Source organism: Burkholderia sp. Ax-1724 (genome assembly GCF_011752995.1).
Taxonomy (GTDB): domain Bacteria; phylum Pseudomonadota; class Gammaproteobacteria; order Burkholderiales; family Burkholderiaceae; genus Paraburkholderia.
Genome location: NZ_VWWL01000023.1, coordinates 50931 through 67441, shown reverse-complemented (window position 1 = coordinate 67441; position 16511 = coordinate 50931). Strand labels below are relative to the sequence as shown.

The following is a 16511-nucleotide window of genomic DNA, read 5'->3' as shown; positions in this document are numbered from 1 at the left end:
CGACGGAGCGCGTCGACGTAAGCGACGTTAAAGCGGCGCGCCGTTTCGGCGGCGCGGATCTGCTGCGCCAGGCGATCCGCATGACGGCGCGCGACTGGCGCGCGGGCGAACTGACGATGCTGCTGCTCGCGCTCGTGCTGGCCGTCGCCGCGCTTTCTAGCGTCGGCTTTCTCGCCGATCGGCTGCACCAGGGGCTCGAACGCGACGCGCGGCGCATGATCGCCGCCGATTTCATCGTGCGCGCCGACCATCCGGTTGATCCGCAATTTGCCGCCGAGGCGCGCTCGCTTGGCCTGCGCACCGCCACCACGGCGATTTTCCCGAGCATGATCAATGCGACCGGCGCAAAGCCGGTGTCGCGGCTCGCCGCCGTCAAGGCGGTGTCGCCGGGCTATCCGCTGCGCGGCGCATTGCAGATCGCGCCGGCGCCCGGCGCGGCCGATCATCGGGCGACGTCGATTCCCGCGCCCGGCACCGTGTGGGTCGATCAGGAACTGCTCGACGCCTTGAAGCTGAAGGTCGGCGATGCGGTGAAAGTCGGCAATCGCAGCTTCACGATCGGCGCGCTGATTACGCGCGAACTCGACCGCGGCTTTTCATTCGTCAATTTCTCGCCGCGTCTGATGCTGCGCGCCGACGAACTGCAATCGACCGGTCTCGTTACGTTCGGCAGCCGCGTCACGTATCGGCTGCTGGTGGCCGGTGCCGCCGATGCGGTCGCGCGTTTCACGCAGTTCGCGCATGACCGCGTGGACGGCGGCAAGCTGCGCGGCGTCGCGCTCGAATCGCTGCACGACGGCCAGCCGCAGGTGCGTCAGACGCTCGATCGGGCGGGCCATTTCCTCACGCTCGTCTCGCTGCTGACCGCGCTGCTCGCGGCGGTGGCGATTGCGATGGCGGCGCACCGCTATATGCGCCGGCATCTCGACGGCTGCGCTGCGATGCGCTGTCTCGGCGTGAGCCAGGCCGCGCTGCGCGCGCTTTTCACGCTCGAATTCGCCGGGCTCGGCGTGATCGGCGGGGTGCTGGGCGTCGCGCTCGGCTATCTCGGCCACCTCGCGCTGCTGACGTGGCTCGGTAGCCTGATCGACGTCGTGCTGCCGCAGCCGACGCTGTGGCCCGCGCTCGAAGGCATCGCGGCCGGCCTCGTGCTGCTGCTCGGCTTCGCGTTGCCGCCGCTGTTGCCGCTCACGCGCGTGCCGCCGGTGCGCGTGCTGCGCCGCGAATGGGGCGAGGCGGGGCGCACCGCGTGGGCCGCCTACGCGCTCGGCATCGTGCTGTTCGCGGGGCTGCTGATTGTCGCGGCCGGTGAGTTGAAGCTCGGCGGTATCGTCGCGGGCGGCTTCGCGGGCGGGCTGCTCGTGTTCGCCTGCATCGCGCGGCTCGCGCTATGGGGCGCGGCGCGCATCGTGCGCAGCGAGCGCGTCAACGCGGGGATCGGCTGGCGCTATGCGCTCGCGTCGCTCGAACGCCGCAGCAGCACGAGCGCGCTGCAGATCACCGCGCTCGGCATCGGCCTCATGTGCCTGCTGCTGATCGCGATGACGCGCAACGACCTCGTGCAAGGCTGGCGCAAATCGACGCCGCCCGATGCGCCGAACCTGTTCATCATCGATATCCAGCCCGACCAGCGCGACGCGGTCACGCAATATCTCGCCGCGCACGGCGTACCCGGCGCGCAGCTTTCGCCGATGGTGCGCGGGCGGCTCGTCGCGATCAACGGCAAGCCGGTCGATCCGGACTCGTTCAAGGGCCAGGACGCGCGGCGTCTGGTGGACCGCGAGTTCAACCTGTCGTACACGACCGAGCTGCCCGACGACAACCGTATCGCCGCGGGCAAGTGGTACGGCGACACGACGACGCCGCAGATTTCGATCGAGCAGGGGCTCGCGAAACTGATCAACGTGAAGCCTGGCGACGTGCTGCGTTTCGACGTGACGGGCCTGCAAATCGACGCGCCGGTTACGAGCCTGCGCAAGCTCGACTGGGGTTCGTTCAAGGTCAATTTCTTCGTGCTGATGCCGCCCGCCGCGCTGCGCGATTTTCCGGCGACGTTCATCACGAGCTTCCATCTGCCGCCGGACCGGCAGGCGACGATCGACGGCCTGATCGCCGCCTATCCGAACCTCACCGCGATCGACACGGGCCCGATTCTCGCGCAGGTGCAGCGCGTGCTGCAGCAGGTGATCGGTGCGGTGCAGTTCCTGTTCGCGTTCACGCTCGCGGCCGGCGTGCTGGTGCTGTACGCGGCGCTCGCCGGCACGCGCGACGAGCGTATGCGAGAATCCGCGCTGCTGCGCGCGCTCGGCGCGTCGCATCGGCAGGTGCGCGCGGTGCAGGTCGCCGAATTCGTCGCGGTCGGGGCGCTGGCCGGCTTGATGGCGGCGGCGGGGGCGCAGATCGTCGGCGCGCTGCTCGCGACGCACGTGTTCGAGTTCTATCTGGACTTCGATCCGTGGCTGCTGCCGGCGGGCATCGCCGCCGGGGTTGCCTGCGCGGGCGTGGGTGGCTGGCTGAGTCTGCGGCATGTGCTGGCACGGCCCGCGCTGCAATCGCTGCGTGATGCATGATGCGCGACGCGTGATTTTTTCCCGATGGTTTTTTCTGGCGGTTGAGCAGGGTATGAGCGATTTGAACGACGAAGTGTCCGCGGACAAACCGACGGCCTTCGAGCTGGTGGGCGGCGAGGCGCGCGTGCGCGAACTGGTCGACCGGTTTTACGACCTGATGGACCTCGAAGCGGATTTCGCCGGGATTCGCGCGCTGCATCCGGCATCGCTCGACGGGTCGCGCGACAAGCTGTTCTGGTTCCTGTGCGGCTGGCTCGGCGGCCCCGATCACTACATCAGCCGCTTCGGCCATCCGCGTCTGCGCGCGCGGCATCTGCCGTTCGCGATTGCCTCGGGCGAACGCGACCAGTGGCTGCGCTGCATGGCGTGGGCGATGCAGGACATCGGCCTCGCCGAGCCGCTGCGCGAGCGTCTGCTCGGCTCGTTCTTCGAAACCGCGGACTGGATGCGCAACCGCAATGGCTGAGCCGCGGCAACCGACCCCATCGGCGGCTGTCTCTGCGATTGACGCCGACTACGCGGCGCTCCCCATGCGGGCACGCGACGTGCTCGACTGCTGGTTCGGCGCGCCGGGTTCGCCGGAATACGGCACGGAGCGCAAGCTCTGGTTCACGCGCGACGACGCTTTCGATACGATGCTGCGCGAACGTTTCGGCGACCTGATCGATGCGGCGCTCGCCGGCGAACTCGACGCGTGGCAGGCCACGTCGCTCGGCACGCTCGCGCTCGTCATCGTGCTCGATCAGTTCTCGCGCAACTGCCATCGCAACACGCCGCGCGCATTCGCCGCCGACAGCAAGGCGCTGCAGATCGCGCAACGGATGATCGCAAGCGGTGCCGATCGGCTGCTGCCCGGCGCGCAGCATCGCGTGTTCGCGTATCTGCCGTTCGAACACGACGAAACGCTCGCGAGCCAGCATGAGTCGCTGCGGCTCTTCGGTCAGCTGGCGGCGGAGCCGGGCGGCGCGAGCTACTACCGCCATGCAGTGCGGCACGCGGAGATCGTCGAGCGGTTCGGCCGCTTCCCGCATCGCAATGCCGTGCTCGGGCGCGCCTCGAGCGACGAAGAAAGCGCGTTTCTGCGCGAGCCCGGGTCGTCGTTCTAGCCGCTTCCCGCGGCTTTCAGCAGCTTCCATCCGAGCGCGCGTTGGCGTGCCCGGCGCGCGCGTTGCCTTCTAGTCGTCGCCGCGCACCGTGCCTGCAACCGGCGTGCGCACGAAGACGCGCAGCAGTTCATCCGAATCGCCGGGCCGCGCGCCGGACCAGAATAGTTGCCATTCACCGGGCGGTTGGGGCGCATGGTCGCGGCGGCTTTCCTCGATGAGCCAGGTGCAGGCGGTCGTACGCGGGTTCTCGTTCGGCTGATGGACGATGCCGGTGTAGTAGTAGAGCATCGGCGCCTCGGACTCGCCGAGGCTCGCGCTTGCCATGCAATCGCCGTCGTTCCATTCGATGTTTATCTTCGCGCCGAGGTCCAGGAACACCGAGCGGTAGCTCTTCGCGTCATCGAGCCACGGCAGCAGCAGCGTGCTGACGAGCCCCCACGCGAGCATCGCGCCCGCGCACCAGCTGAGCGCGCCACGCCATTTGCCCGCGTATTTGAAGGACGGCAGCAGCCATAGCCAGCCGATCGTCAGCAGCAAGGCGGCGGCGATCATCGCGGGCTTGATCGGCAGCACCCAGTCGAGCGGCAGCCAGCGTCCGAGCCAATGCAGCGAGGCATGCGTGCTCACCGGGCTCGTCATGATCGACCAGATGATCCACGCGAGCACAGCCGTGCCGCCGAACAGCACGCGGCTCATCATGTCCCAGACGACGTGCAGCCGCGCCGGCAGCCGCTCGACGCCTTGCATCGCAAGCAGCGCAAGCGGGGCGATGAACGGCAGGATGTACAGCTCGCGCACGGTCGCCGAACTTTGCAGCACGGCGAAACCGATGCCCGCGAAAAGCGCCGGCAAGGCGATGCGCGGGTCGCGCCAGCGTCGCCACGCGCCGCTGGCGAGCGCAGCCAGCGCAAGCGGTACGACCGGAAAGCCGACGCTCAGCACGGTGCGCAGCACGAACAGACGGCTCTCGTTCTCGGAGCCCAGTTCGGGCACCGAAAAGCCGAAGAAGCGCCCGATGTTGTTGTCCCACAACCAGACCTTGAACAGCGCTTCGGAGCGCAGGTAGAAGCAGATCGGCCAGATCAGCGCGAACGGCGCGCAAACGAGCGCGGCGATGCCGAGCGCGCTCGCGAAGCTGCGGCTGCGGCACGCGGGATAGAGGACGAGCACCGCGCAGGTGGTCGCGCCGAAGACGAGCGGCACGAACAGGCCCTTGGCGAGCAGCGACACGCCGACGCCCGCGCCAAACATCGCCGCGCCGCTCAGGATCGCGTGGCGGCGCCCTGGGGCGTCGAGCGGCCGGGTGTGCGGCTGCGCCGGTGTCGGCGACGGCGCGTTCCGTGCGGCGTCGCGCAGATGCACGAGCACGAGTTCGAACAGCCCGCAGAAGCCGAGTGCGGCGCCGGCCATCAGCGCGACGTCGGTCATCATGTCGTGCGCGTGCTTGACGACGGCGAGCGTGCCGCCGAACAGCGCGAGCGTGCCGATCACACGCAGATCGAACCAACTCGATGCATCGGTCGCGCGGCGCGCCACGCGGGCCGTGTAGTAGATGGTCAGGCCCGCGAACAGCGCGCTCGCGAGACGCGCGGCGTCATGCAGCGGCAGGTAGCGGCCCAGCATCCACGCGAGGCCGGCGGCGACCCAGTCGTAGATCGGCGGTTTTTCGACGAAGGGCTGGCCCGCGTTGGTCGGCACGACGAGATCGCCGCTCTCGAGCATGTGCTGGACGATGCCGAACGTGTAGGTTTCGTCCTGTTTCCACGGCTCGTGGCCGAGGATGCCCGGCAGCAGCCATGCGCAAAGGATCGCCAGCGCGACGATCCACAGCAGCGGACGGGTTGCCGCGAGCGCGCGCCAGCGTTGCAAGGCGCGTGCGGCGCGATCGGCGGGGCGTCGGGTAGGGCGCGCGTCGGCTGCGTCAGTCGCCCGGGACGCCTGGCTGGTGGCGGCCGCGCGCGCGTTGCCGGCGGCCGCAGCCGTGGCGTTCTCCGCGCGCCACGTCGCTGACTGCTTGTCTTGCATGGAAATCTCAGGTCGATGTACGCGGCGGCGTGGGCCTCGTACTTATGTTCTGGCTTGCAGCGTGCGTCGTCGAAACGGCGCACGTTCCGGCCGATTCTAACGCCATATTATTACGGGGGATTACAGGGAAAGGGCCGAGCGTGGCGTTTTATCCACGCGAGTGTGCGTTTGCCGCCAGATCGGCGGGAATGCGCCGTGGAGCAGGGAAGAAAAAAGCGCGGCCACGATGGGCCGCGCTTGGGGTGCGAGGGACTGCGGCCTGGCGATCCGGCGTGTCAGCGTCCGCCGGCCACGTCGAAAAGCGCGCCCGTCACATACGATGCCGCGTCGCTCAGCAGCCACACGACGGCTTCGGCCACTTCGTCGGCGCTGCCGGGGCGGCCGAGCGGCGTGGTCGCGCCAAGTTGCGCGGCCCGCTCGGGCTTGCCGCCGCTCGCGTGAATCTCGGTGTCGATGAGGCCCGGGCGCACCGCGTTCACGCGCACGCCGCGCGGGCCGAGTTCTTTCGCGAGCCCGAGCGTCATCGTGTCGATCGCGCCTTTCGAGCCTGCGTAATCGACGTATTCGTTCGGCGAACCGAGCCGCGCCGCTGCCGACGAAATATTGACGATCGCGCCGCCCGCGCCGCCGCGATCGCTCGACATGCGCCGCGCGGCTTCGCGCGCACACAGGTAGGCGCCGAGCACGTTGACGTCGAACATGCGCTTCAGGCGCGCGAGGTCCATGTCGGCGAGCGGGCTCGACGGCGCGACGATGCCCGCGTTGTTGACGAGCGCGTCGATGCGGCCGAAGGTCTGCTGCAGCGTATCGAACATTGCGATTACGTCGGCTTCGTCGGCGACGTCGCCGGCGATCGGCACCGCGCGGCCGCCCGCGCGCTCCACTTCGCCGACCGTCTGCTGCGCAGCCGCCAGGTCGCGCACGTAATTGACGCCGACGAACCAGCCGCGCGCGCCGAGCAGACGTGCGGTTGCGCGGCCGATGCCGCGGCTGCCGCCGGTAATCAGAACAGCTTTCGTCATGGCAACCTCGTCGTTCGGATGGATCGCGCGGGGCTCGCAAAAAGCCTGCAAGCCGTATTCAGGCCATGTTCGGGCTGCGCCTGGATTGCGCTCAATGCGCTCAAGGCAGGGTGAAGCCGGCGGTCGAACCAGTGCGAAACCGGCGCGAAACCAGCGTCGAGTCGAAGCAAGGCAAAGCCACCACGGAGCCCGCATGCCAGCATGGAAGCGGCCTCAAACTGCCGCATCAACCGCCGCCTCCAGCCTCGGCCTCAAACCGTATTGCCCTGCACCGCCCACTTGTCGCGCACGGGCGGCCGATAGCCGCGCAGCTTGCCGATCAGCGCGGCGGGATCGGCGTCGATCTGCAGCATGTCGAGATAGGTGCGGCGCATGAAGCCTTCGTCGACCGTATGGCGCAGCAGCTGGATCAGCGGGTCGTAGAAGTGGCCGGTATTGAGCAGCGCGACGGGTTTGCCGTGATAGCCGAGCTGGGCCCACGTGAAGACCTCGAACAGCTCTTCGAGCGTGCCCGCGCCGCCCGGCATCGCGACGAACGCGTCGGACAGCTCGGCCATCATCTTCTTGCGATGATGCATGTCGGGCACCACGTGCAGTTCGGTCAGCCCGTTATGGCCGACTTCCTTGTCGACGAGCAGTTCGGGAATCACGCCGATCGCGCGGCCGCCTTCGGCCATCACCGTATCGGCGATCACGCCCATCAGCCCGACCTTGCCGCCGCCGTAGACGAGCGTGAGGCCGCTTTGCACGAGCGCGCGGCCGAAGGCGCGCGCGGCCTGTTCGTACAGCGGTTTGACTCCCATCGAGGAGCCGCAATATACGCACACCGACTTCATGCTCAGCTGTCCTTCGATTCGTTGCGAGGCGCGGCGCCTTCGCGCGGCGGCAGGTAGTCGTAAAACTCGCGCTTGGGCAGCTTGCCGGAGACGAGGTCGTCGAAAATCTGCCGCGAGCGGCCGCGCAGGTAGGGCGCCATCAGCGAGACGATCTGCACGCTGACCTGGTGCAGTTCCGCGCGGATCGCTTCCTGTTCGTTGTATTTGCGCGGATTCATGACGAACTGGTACGACAGCCAGTACGTGCCGATCACGCCGACGTTGGTCGCGATCACCTGCAGTTCCTGCGGCGTCGCGACCATTTCGCCGTCGGCGACGAGTTGCTCGCAGAACTGGCTCGCGAAGCGCACCTTGTGGCTGATGATCTGCTTGAAGTGGGTTTCGAGCGTGCGGTTGCGCGCGAGCAGATCGTTCAGGTCGCGGTACAGGAAGCGGTAGCGCCAGGTGAAATCGACCATATATTGCAGATACGACCACATTTCGTCGATCGTCGCGCGATGGTCGTCGGGGAACCGCAGACGCTTTTCGATCTCCTGCTCGAACTGGCTGAAGATGCTGTTGATGATGTCGTCTTTGTTGCGGAAGTGGTAGTACAGGTTGCCTGGACTGATTTCCATTTCCTCGGCGATCGTCGTCGTCGTGACGTTCGGCTCGCCGATTTCGTTGAAGAGTTTCAACGAGAGTTCGAGAATCCGTTCGCGCGTGCGGCGGGGAGGTTTGGCTTCCATGTCGTCCGGCCCTGGTTATGCCGGGCTGGGCGCGCGGCGGCGTGCCGCTGCTGCGTGTTCCACCCGGATGCGGTTGGTATATTGAGCGCTCCCCAGCCCGCCGCTCGGCAGGCCCCCCGAGGGGGCGGCAAAGCCTTGGGCGCTGCCTTGCCCGGGGCTTTTCCGTGGGACTGTCTAACGATTATAAACCGAGCGTTCTCGTACCTAGCCGCCCTACAGGATTTTCCTTGCCGGGGACGCGGCGGCGCGTGCGGGCCGCCATCCGGTTTGCATCACAACCACATGCGCAACCAGCGCACTACGAGCGGTCCGACGATCACTCCCCACGTCATCACGCACATGCCGAGCGCGACCATCACGGCCGCGCTGCCGAGATCCTTCGCGCGCCGCGACAGCTCGTGGCGTTCGAGCGAAATGCGGTCGATCGCGGCTTCGACGCTCGAATTGAGCAGCTCGACGATCAGCACGAGCAGCACCGAGCCGAGCAGCAGCACGTGCGATACGGGATCGACCGGCACAAGGATGCCGCACGGAATCAGGATCGCGGCGAGCGTCAGTTCCTGGCGAAACGCGCTTTCCTCGCGAATTGCCACGCGAAAGCCGGCCAGCGAATTTTTCATCGCGTGCCAGGCGCGCGTGAGACCGCGATTGCCCTTGTACGGATTGAACGGCAGCGGCGCGAGCGGGTCGTCGGGGCTCAGCGGTTCGTGCGTGGTGTCGTCGTCGAACGGCTCGACGCTCTCGGGCTCGCGCGTGGATTCGACGGCGCGCAATGCGCTGCCCGACTTGCGCTCCGCATTGGATCGGCTTCGCATGGGCGGTTCGGCGCGCCGCGTCATGCGGCGGCGCTTTCCTCGCGATACGCTTCGCGCCGCAGCGGCTTCAGATGCGCGGCGAATTGCGCGGACGCGGCGGCCCACGAGAAGCGCTCAGCCCATGCGCGCGCGTCGTGGCGATCGATCTTCATCGCTTCGAGGCAGGCCTCGCGCAGGTCCTCGTGCATCGCGCCGGCGTTGCCGTCGCCGAGCACGTCGATCGGACCCGTGACCGGGTAGGCGGCCACCGGCGTGCCGCAGGCGAGCGCTTCGAGCAGCACGAGGCCGAACGTGTCGGTGCGGCTCGGGAACACGAAGACGTCGGCGGCCGCGTAGACCTTCGCGAGTTCGGCCTGCGACAGCACGCCGAGGTAGTTCGCCTGCGGATAGCGCGACTTCAGCTCGGCGAGCGCCGGGCCTTCGCCCGCGACCCACTTCGAGCCGGGCAGATCGAGCTGCAGAAACGCCTCGACGTTCTTCTCGACCGCCACGCGCCCGACGTACAGGAAGATCGGCCGCGCGGTGTTGAGCACCTTCGAGTCCATCGGATGGAAGATGTCGAGGTCGACACCGCGCGTCCACAGCACGACGTTCGTGAAGCCGAACTTTTCCAGATCCTGCTTGACGACGGGCGTCGGCGCCATCACCGCGAGCGAGGGCTTGTGGAACCAGTGCAGGAACTTGTAGGTCGCGGTAAGCGGAATGCCGAAACGCGCCTGCACGTATTCGGGAAAGCGCGTGTGATAGGCGGTCGTGAACGGCAGCTTGTGCTGCAGCGCATAGGACCGCGCGGCCATGCCGAGCGGTCCTTCGGTCGCGATGTGCAGCGCGTCGGGCGCGAAGCGGTCGATGCGCTCGCGCAGCTTGCGGCGCGGCAGCAGCGACAGGCGGATTTCCGGATACGTCGGGCAGGGGATCGTTTTGAATTCGAGCGGTGTCAGCAGATCGACTTCATGGCCGAGCGCCATGAGTTCGCGCGTGGTGTTTTTCAGCGTGCGCACGACGCCGTTGACCTGCGGTTCCCATGCGTCGGTGACGATCATGATCTTCATCGATTGATTCCTCGATTGACTCATCGATTGGTTCCCGATTCGGGGCCGATTGAAGCGGCGGGCGCTAGGCGGTGGCCCGGGCCTTCTGCGCGCCGGCTTGCGGGGCTTGCAGCGTGGTCCAGAAGATCACCTTGAGCTCGCCCTCGTACGTCTCGACGAGTGCCGACAGACTCTCGACCCAGTCGCCGTCGTTGCAATACAGCACGCCGTCGATCTCGCGCATCTCGGCCTTGTGGATGTGCCCGCAAACGACGCCGTCGCAGCCGCGGCGGCGCGCTTCGTCGGTCATCACGGTCTCGAACGAGGAGATGAAGTTGACCGCGTTCTTGACCTGATGCTTGAGGTACTGCGAGAGCGACCAGTACGGGAAGCCGAGCTTGCTGCGGATGCGGTTGAACCAGCGGTTCAGCACGAGGATCATCGTGTAGAGCGTGTCGCCGAGATAGGCGAGCCACTTCGCGTGCTGGATCACGCCGTCGAACAGATCGCCGTGCACGATCCACATGCGCTTGCCGGCGAGCGTGGTGTGGAACGCTTCGCCGCGCACGTGGATGTCGCCGAACGCGAGGTCGCAGAACTGGCGCGCGGCTTCGTCGTGATTGCCGGGCACGTAGATCACCTGGGTGCCTTTGCGCGCCTTGCGCAGCACTTTCTGCACGACGTCGTTGTGCGCCTGCGGCCAGTACCAGCCTTTCTTCAACTGCCAGCCGTCGATGATGTCGCCGACGAGGTAGAGGTACTCCGATTCGTTGTGGCGCAGGAAGTCGAGCAGATAGCTGGCCTGGCAGCCGCTCGAGCCGAGATGGATGTCGGAGAGCCAGATCGTGCGATAGCGATGCGGATCGGCGTGGCTGTCATCGGGATGATCGGCGTGGGCATCGAGGGGCGGCGTCGCCGGCGGCGGCAGACCGTGCTGGGCGGAACCCGGGGCCGGACGGAAAGCGACGGTGTCGACGCTCGGGCCGATCTGGCGAAACAGGGAAGTCGCGGACGTCTTGGGGTCCATGGCTTACACGTCGAGTGGCGGTGCCCGTATTGGGCCGGGCGCGCGTGACTCTGACGTGACAGTCATGAGAAGTTCTTATTACGAGGGGGCCTGCGGCGCAGAGAACAAAGACAAAGAAGCACCGCTCCGCCCAAGGGGCCACTAACCCTGCACTATTCTCGTCCCCGCCAACCGGTCATGCAGAAACTGCCGCTGCGAATCAAAACGCCCACTCGCGGCCCACACCACGAACCAGACACCCGCAACGACAAGCGTCTGCGGTACCCGCAATCCCAGCAGCGGATGCACCGCAAGCGGCGGTAAAAACCACAGCCATGCAAGCACATAACGCGCAACCGCCCGTGCGACGGAAAGCGGCCCGCCATCGGCGGAAACGACCCGCAGGCGCCAGGTCTTCATCGGCAGCGTCTGTCCGCCGTGAGTCCAGAACCACACGAAGTACACGCCGACCACGAGCCCGATCCAGCCGGCCAGCAGATTGTGATGCGTGAGGCCGTTGCGCTGCTGCGTCAGCGTGCTGAACAGATAACCGGCGATAAACACGACGCCGAACAGGATCACCGCTTCGTAGAGCAACGCCGCAAGCCGGCGCCGCACGGTCGGCACCATGCCGGGCGCGGGGGTGGTGGGCAGGGGCGAGGTCGCGAGGGGCTGGGGCACGGGAGGGGCGAGGGAGGGACGAGGTGGCGGATCAGGAGCCGTTGAAGATCGACGGCGCTTCGGCCGGCGATACCGGCACCGGCGTCGCCGGCACGAAACTGCCCGCCGCCGGAATCGCGGGCGGCGACGGCAGCGCGCTCGTTCCCGGCGACGATGCGGCCGCCGCGGCGCTCGCCGCTGCCGCCTCGCTCGCGCCGCCATGTTCGCGCGCGTTGACGAGGCGGTCGATACCCTTGAGCTCGTTACGCGCCGACGGCGGCGCGCTGACGACGCTCGGCCGGCGTTTGTGCTCGCTGGCGGCCAGCCGTTCCTTCAGGTCCTCGGGCAGTTGCTGATACGCCTTCCACGCGTTCTGGCGGGCTTCGCGCGGCAATTCCTTCGATACCTGGTAGTTCTCGCGCGCGACACGCCGCTGATCCGGCGTCATGCGGACCCATTCGCTCATGCGCTCGTGCAGGCGTTTTTGCGCATCAGGCGACATTTTCGCGTAACGCGATGCGATCTTGACCCAATTGCGCTTGCGCTCGTCGCTAAACGAATCCCATTCGGAGGCGAACGGCGCGAGCGCGACATGCTCGGCGGCGCTCAGGCGCGACCATGCGAGCGGACTGTTGTTGCCGGGCAGGCCGGGCAATTCGACGGACAGCGTGGGGGCGGGGGCTTTCGCTGTGGCGTTGTTGCCGGCCGAGGGGCTGGCCGGGGCTGCCGGGCCCGGATGAAAGCGCGGGTACGTCGCGGCAAACGACACCAGGGCCGCGATCGTGCATCCGAAAACAACGGCTAGGCCGCGCTTGTAACTCACCCGAGAAATCTCCCGCTCAGTGGGCGCGTGAAAGATACGCGTTGAAACCGTGGTCAAGGTAGGCATTGAGCGGCAGGTCGTCGCTCAGCATGGCGGCGTCGATATCGGCGAGTTCGGCGGTGCGCTGGTGGTCTTCCCAGTACGCAATGCCGACGAGGCTCACCAGCAGCGCGGCGAGCGGCCACGCGAGCGCGAAGCGGCGCAGCGGCGAACGGTGGCGCGGCTGCCTGAAGCCGCTTCCCGACAGGTTGGCCATCCCGGCCGGCATGCCGGCGAAAGCGGGCACGAACGACGGCGCGCTGACGGGCTCGGGCTTCTTGCGCGCGAGTGCCGCGCGGCGTGCCGTGGCGAGCCGGTCGACGGTGGCGGGGGAGAGATTGGCGGTGTTTTCGTCGAGCGCGCGGCGCATTTCGCGCGCGAACTCGAGTTCTCGGGTTTCAAGGGAGCTCATAGCGTGATTCCTTTGGCCTTGAGCGCTTGCGCCAGCGTGTGGGTGGCCCGGGAGCAGTGCGTTTTCACGCTGCCTTCGGAACAGCCCATTGCGGCGGCAGTCTCGGCGACATCCATATCCTCCCAATAACGCATGAGAAACGCCTCCCGTTGACGTGCCGGTAATTTCTGGATCTCGTCGTCGATCAACTGCAGGACCTGTTCGCGCTCGAGCTTCTGCTCGTTGCTTTCGGCACCGGCCGAACCGGCCTCGGCCTCGAACGTCTCCAGCGGATCGAATTCGTCGTCGTCCGCATTGCCGAGCGACGAGAACAGGCTGATCCACGTATTGCGTACTTTCGCACGACGGAAATAGTCGTGCATCGCATTCTGCAGAATACGCTGAAACAGCAGCGGCAACTCGGCCGCCGGACGATCGCCGTACTTTTCGGCGAGCTTGATCATCGCGTCCTGCACGATGTCGAGCGAGGCGTCGTCGTCCCGCACGGCGTAGACCGTCTGCTTGAATGCGCGCCTTTCGACGCCCGCCAGAAAATCGGCGAGTTCCTTGTCTGATGCCATCCGTGTGAGGTCGGCGCAGCGGGCGTGCGCGTAATCGGTCGAAAAATGTCGTAAAACTCGCGGATGCTAACAAACTTTTGCGTGGCGAGGGGTGAAACGTGCTTCGGCTTGCATTTGCATGACGGTTGCGGGATTGCGCGCCGTGCGAATCGTCGCGGTCATTGCGGGCATTTTTCCGAATCGACGCACAAGCCTGAGGCAATATTTGCTTGACCGCGAGCGCGCCAGCCGCTATTGTCGCTGGTTCGCAACATAAGTGAGTTGTCTCAATTGAGGTGTGGCCCAAGAAGCCCGCCTGTCAACTGGACGCGCCGCTTGAACCCGAGTCACGAGCCCGGCAGAGAGCACCCGATCAATTTTTTGCCGAAAATTCGAAAGGTCAATCAATGAATATGCCCAGCGCGGAATTCTCCACGTCGGATACGACCCCTCTCCACGAAGCCGACTCTATCGGCGCCACCGTGCTCATGAAGGCACTGGCCGACGAAGACGTCGAGTTCATCTGGGGCTATCCCGGCGGCTCGGTACTCTACATTTACGACGAGCTGTACAAGCAGGACAAATTCCAGCATGTGCTCGTGCGCCACGAACAGGCTGCCGTGCATGCTGCCGACGCCTATGCGCGTTCCACCGGCAAGGTCGGCGTATGTCTCGTGACGTCCGGCCCCGGTGTCACCAATGCGGTGACCGGCATCGCCACCGCCTACATGGATTCGATCCCGATGGTGGTGATCAGCGGCCAGGTGCCGACTGCCGCGATCGGTCAGGATGCGTTCCAGGAGTGCGACACGGTCGGTATCACGCGTCCCTGCGTGAAGCACAACTTCCTCGTGAAGGACGTGCGCGATCTCGCTGCCACCGTCAAGAAAGCGTTCTACATTGCCCGTACCGGCCGCCCCGGCCCCGTGCTGATCGACATTCCGAAGGACGTGTCGAAGGCGCCGTGCCAGTACGAGCCGATCCGGAGCGTGTCGCTGCGCTCGTACAACCCCGTCACGAAGGGCCACTCCGGTCAGATCCGCAAGGCGGTCTCGCTGCTGTTGTCGGCGAAGCGCCCGTACATCTACACCGGCGGCGGCATCATTCTCGCGGACGCCTCGCGCGAGCTGAACCAGTTCGCCGATCTGCTCGGCTATCCGGTCACCAACACGCTGATGGGTCTGGGCGGCTACCGTTCGAGCGACAAGAAATTCCTCGGCATGCTCGGCATGCACGGCACGTACGAAGCCAACATGGCGATGCAGCACTGCGACGTGCTGATCGCGATCGGTGCGCGCTTCGACGACCGCGTGATCGGCGACCCGGCGCACTTCGCCTCGCGGCCGCGCAAGATCATCCATATCGACATCGATCCTTCCTCCATTTCCAAGCGCGTCAAGGTCGACATTCCGATCGTCGGCGACGTGAAGGAAGTGCTGAAGGAGCTGATCGAACAGTTGCAGACGGCCGAGCATGGCCCGGACACCGTGGCGCTCGCCGACTGGTGGAAGGACATCGAAGGCTGGCGCGCGAAAGACTGCCTCAAGTTCGACCGCAAGAGCGACGTCATCAAGCCGCAGTACGTGGTCGAAAAGGCGTGGGAGCTGACCGACGGCAATGCCTTCGTGTGTTCCGACGTCGGCCAGCACCAGATGTGGGCCGCGCAGTTCTATAAGTTCAACAAGCCGCGTCGCTGGATCAACTCCGGCGGCCTCGGCACGATGGGCTTCGGCCTGCCGGCCGCGATGGGCGTGAAGATGGCTCACCCGAACGACGACGTGCTGTGCATCACGGGCGAAGGCTCGATCCAGATGTGCATCCAGGAGCTGTCGACCTGCAAGCAGTACGACCTCCCGGTCAAGATTCTTTCGCTGAACAACCGCTATCTGGGCATGGTGCGCCAGTGGCAGCAGATCGAATACAGCAAGCGCTATTCGCATTCGTACATGGATGCGCTGCCGGACTTCGTGAAGCTCGCCGAAGCGTACGGCCACGTCGGCATGCGCATCGAGCGCACGGCCGATGTCGAGCCGGCGCTGAAGGAAGCGTTGCGCCTCAAGGATCGCGCGGTGTTTCTCGACTTCCAGACCGATCCGACCGAAAACGTCTGGCCGATGGTTCAGGCCGGCAAGGGCATCACCGAGATGCTCATGGGTTCGGAAGATCTATAACGACGGCCAGGCTGCCGGCTTCGTCATGCGCGCCTTCAAAAAGGGCGAGGGCAAACGAAGCGGCGTCGCGTCGCTCGCGGACATCGACAAAACATCTGGAAGAAGCGAAACATGAGACACATTATTTCCGTCCTGCTGGAAAACGAACCGGGCGCGCTGTCGCGCGTGGTGGGGCTTTTCTCGGCACGCGGCTACAACATCGAAACCTTGACGGTGGCTCCGACCGAAGACCGTTCGCTGTCGCGCATGACCATCGTCTCCATTGGCTCGGACGACGTGATCGAACAGATCACGAAGCATCTGAACCGCCTGATCGAGGTGGTGAAAGTGGTCGACCTTACCGAGGGCGCCCACATCGAGCGCGAGCTGATGCTGATCAAGGTGAGGGCGGTCGGCAAGGAGCGTGAGGAGATGAAGCGGATGTCGGATATTTTCCGCGGCCGCATCATCGACGTCACCGAAAAGACCTACACGATCGAACTGACGGGGGCGAGCGACAAGCTCGACGCCTTCATCGAAGGGCTCGATTCCACGGCGATTCTCGAGACGGTCCGCACGGGCGGCTCGGGCATCGGGCGCGGCGAGCGCATCCTGAAGGTCTGATACGCGGCGCTTTCCTGTTTCGACGCCGTGAGCTGGCGTCACGATCATAAGGCCGGGCAGCTCACTTCGAACCCGGCTCGCAGCACATTATTCGCAGTACCTGAATTTCCTGAATCATCGAATCT

At 66.0% G+C, this 16511-nt stretch carries 16 protein-coding genes; 5 read left to right on the top strand and 11 right to left on the bottom strand.

The window, feature by feature from the left end; genetic code table 11:
* The first annotated feature begins 80 nt into the window (after nt 1–80).
* The 3 genes from F3J19_RS25330 to F3J19_RS25320 are packed head-to-tail and all read left to right on the top strand — an operon-like array spanning nt 81 to nt 3676.
* Entirely contained in the window at nt 81–2570 is a 2490-nt protein-coding gene (locus F3J19_RS25330; protein WP_167047998.1) for an FtsX-like permease family protein, read from the top strand.
* A gap of 52 nt (nt 2571–2622) precedes the next feature.
* Nucleotides 2623–3036: a group II truncated hemoglobin gene (locus F3J19_RS25325; RefSeq protein ID WP_167047820.1), complete on the top strand. Its 414-nt coding sequence runs from the start codon at nt 2623–2625 to the stop codon at nt 3034–3036.
* Nucleotides 3029–3676 (top strand): DUF924 family protein, encoded by a 648-nt coding sequence (locus F3J19_RS25320; protein WP_167047817.1) that lies wholly within the window; start codon nt 3029–3031, stop codon nt 3674–3676. Before F3J19_RS25325 ends, F3J19_RS25320 begins: the two co-directional genes overlap by 8 nt.
* Before the next feature lie 69 nt (nt 3677–3745).
* Here F3J19_RS25320 and F3J19_RS25315 read toward each other — a convergent pair whose 3' ends face one another.
* The 11 genes from F3J19_RS25315 to F3J19_RS25265 all read right to left on the bottom strand — a co-directional run bounded on the left by F3J19_RS25315 (nt 3746) and on the right by F3J19_RS25265 (nt 13633).
* Nucleotides 3746–5701, bottom strand: coding sequence for a glycosyl transferase (locus tag F3J19_RS25315; protein ID WP_167047814.1), 1956 nt, complete (start codon nt 5699–5701; stop codon nt 3746–3748).
* Between the two features lie 275 nt (nt 5702–5976).
* Entirely contained in the window at nt 5977–6723 is a 747-nt protein-coding gene (locus F3J19_RS25310; RefSeq protein ID WP_167047811.1) for an SDR family oxidoreductase, read from the bottom strand.
* Between the two features lie 251 nt (nt 6724–6974).
* The gene (locus F3J19_RS25305; protein WP_167047809.1) at nt 6975–7559 is read right to left on the bottom strand and encodes a TIGR00730 family Rossman fold protein; all 585 of its coding nucleotides are present in this window, start codon (nt 7557–7559) and stop codon (nt 6975–6977) included.
* A 2-nt stretch (nt 7560–7561) separates the two neighbouring features.
* Nucleotides 7562–8287, bottom strand: coding sequence for a TetR/AcrR family transcriptional regulator (locus F3J19_RS25300; protein WP_167047806.1), 726 nt, complete (start codon nt 8285–8287; stop codon nt 7562–7564).
* A gap of 272 nt (nt 8288–8559) precedes the next feature.
* A complete protein-coding gene (locus F3J19_RS25295; protein WP_167047803.1) occupies nt 8560–9102 on the bottom strand; it encodes a diacylglycerol kinase in 543 nt (180 codons plus the stop codon).
* Nucleotides 9103–9122: 20 nt separating this feature from the next.
* Nucleotides 9123–10154, bottom strand: a complete 1032-nt coding sequence (locus F3J19_RS25290; protein ID WP_167047800.1) for a glycosyltransferase family 1 protein — start codon at nt 10152–10154, stop codon at nt 9123–9125.
* Nucleotides 10155–10218: 64 nt separating this feature from the next.
* Complete coding sequence (locus tag F3J19_RS25285; RefSeq protein WP_167047798.1) at nt 10219–11160, bottom strand: UDP-2,3-diacylglucosamine diphosphatase; 942 nt, start codon at nt 11158–11160, stop codon at nt 10219–10221.
* Between the two features lie 141 nt (nt 11161–11301).
* The gene (locus tag F3J19_RS25280; RefSeq protein WP_167047995.1) at nt 11302–11769 is read right to left on the bottom strand and encodes an RDD family protein; all 468 of its coding nucleotides are present in this window, start codon (nt 11767–11769) and stop codon (nt 11302–11304) included.
* Nucleotides 11770–11851: 82 nt separating this feature from the next.
* On the bottom strand, nt 11852–12622 hold the full coding sequence (locus tag F3J19_RS25275; protein WP_167047795.1) for a DUF3106 domain-containing protein: 771 nt from the start codon (nt 12620–12622) through the stop codon (nt 11852–11854).
* 16 nt (nt 12623–12638) lie between these two features.
* On the bottom strand, nt 12639–13073 hold the full coding sequence (locus F3J19_RS25270) for a DUF3619 family protein (RefSeq protein ID WP_167047792.1): 435 nt from the start codon (nt 13071–13073) through the stop codon (nt 12639–12641).
* The gene (locus tag F3J19_RS25265) at nt 13070–13633 is read right to left on the bottom strand and encodes an RNA polymerase sigma factor (protein ID WP_167047789.1); all 564 of its coding nucleotides are present in this window, start codon (nt 13631–13633) and stop codon (nt 13070–13072) included. Before F3J19_RS25265 ends, F3J19_RS25270 begins: the two co-directional genes overlap by 4 nt.
* Nucleotides 13634–14019: 386 nt before the next feature.
* On the opposite strand from F3J19_RS25265, the gene F3J19_RS25260 reads away from it, so the two are divergent.
* On the top strand, nt 14020–15783 hold the full coding sequence (locus F3J19_RS25260; RefSeq protein WP_167047786.1) for an acetolactate synthase 3 catalytic subunit: 1764 nt from the start codon (nt 14020–14022) through the stop codon (nt 15781–15783).
* Nucleotides 15784–15894: 111 nt separating this feature from the next.
* Entirely contained in the window at nt 15895–16386 is a 492-nt protein-coding gene (gene ilvN, locus F3J19_RS25255) for an acetolactate synthase small subunit (RefSeq protein ID WP_167047783.1), read from the top strand.
* Nucleotides 16387–16511 lie beyond the last annotated feature (125 nt).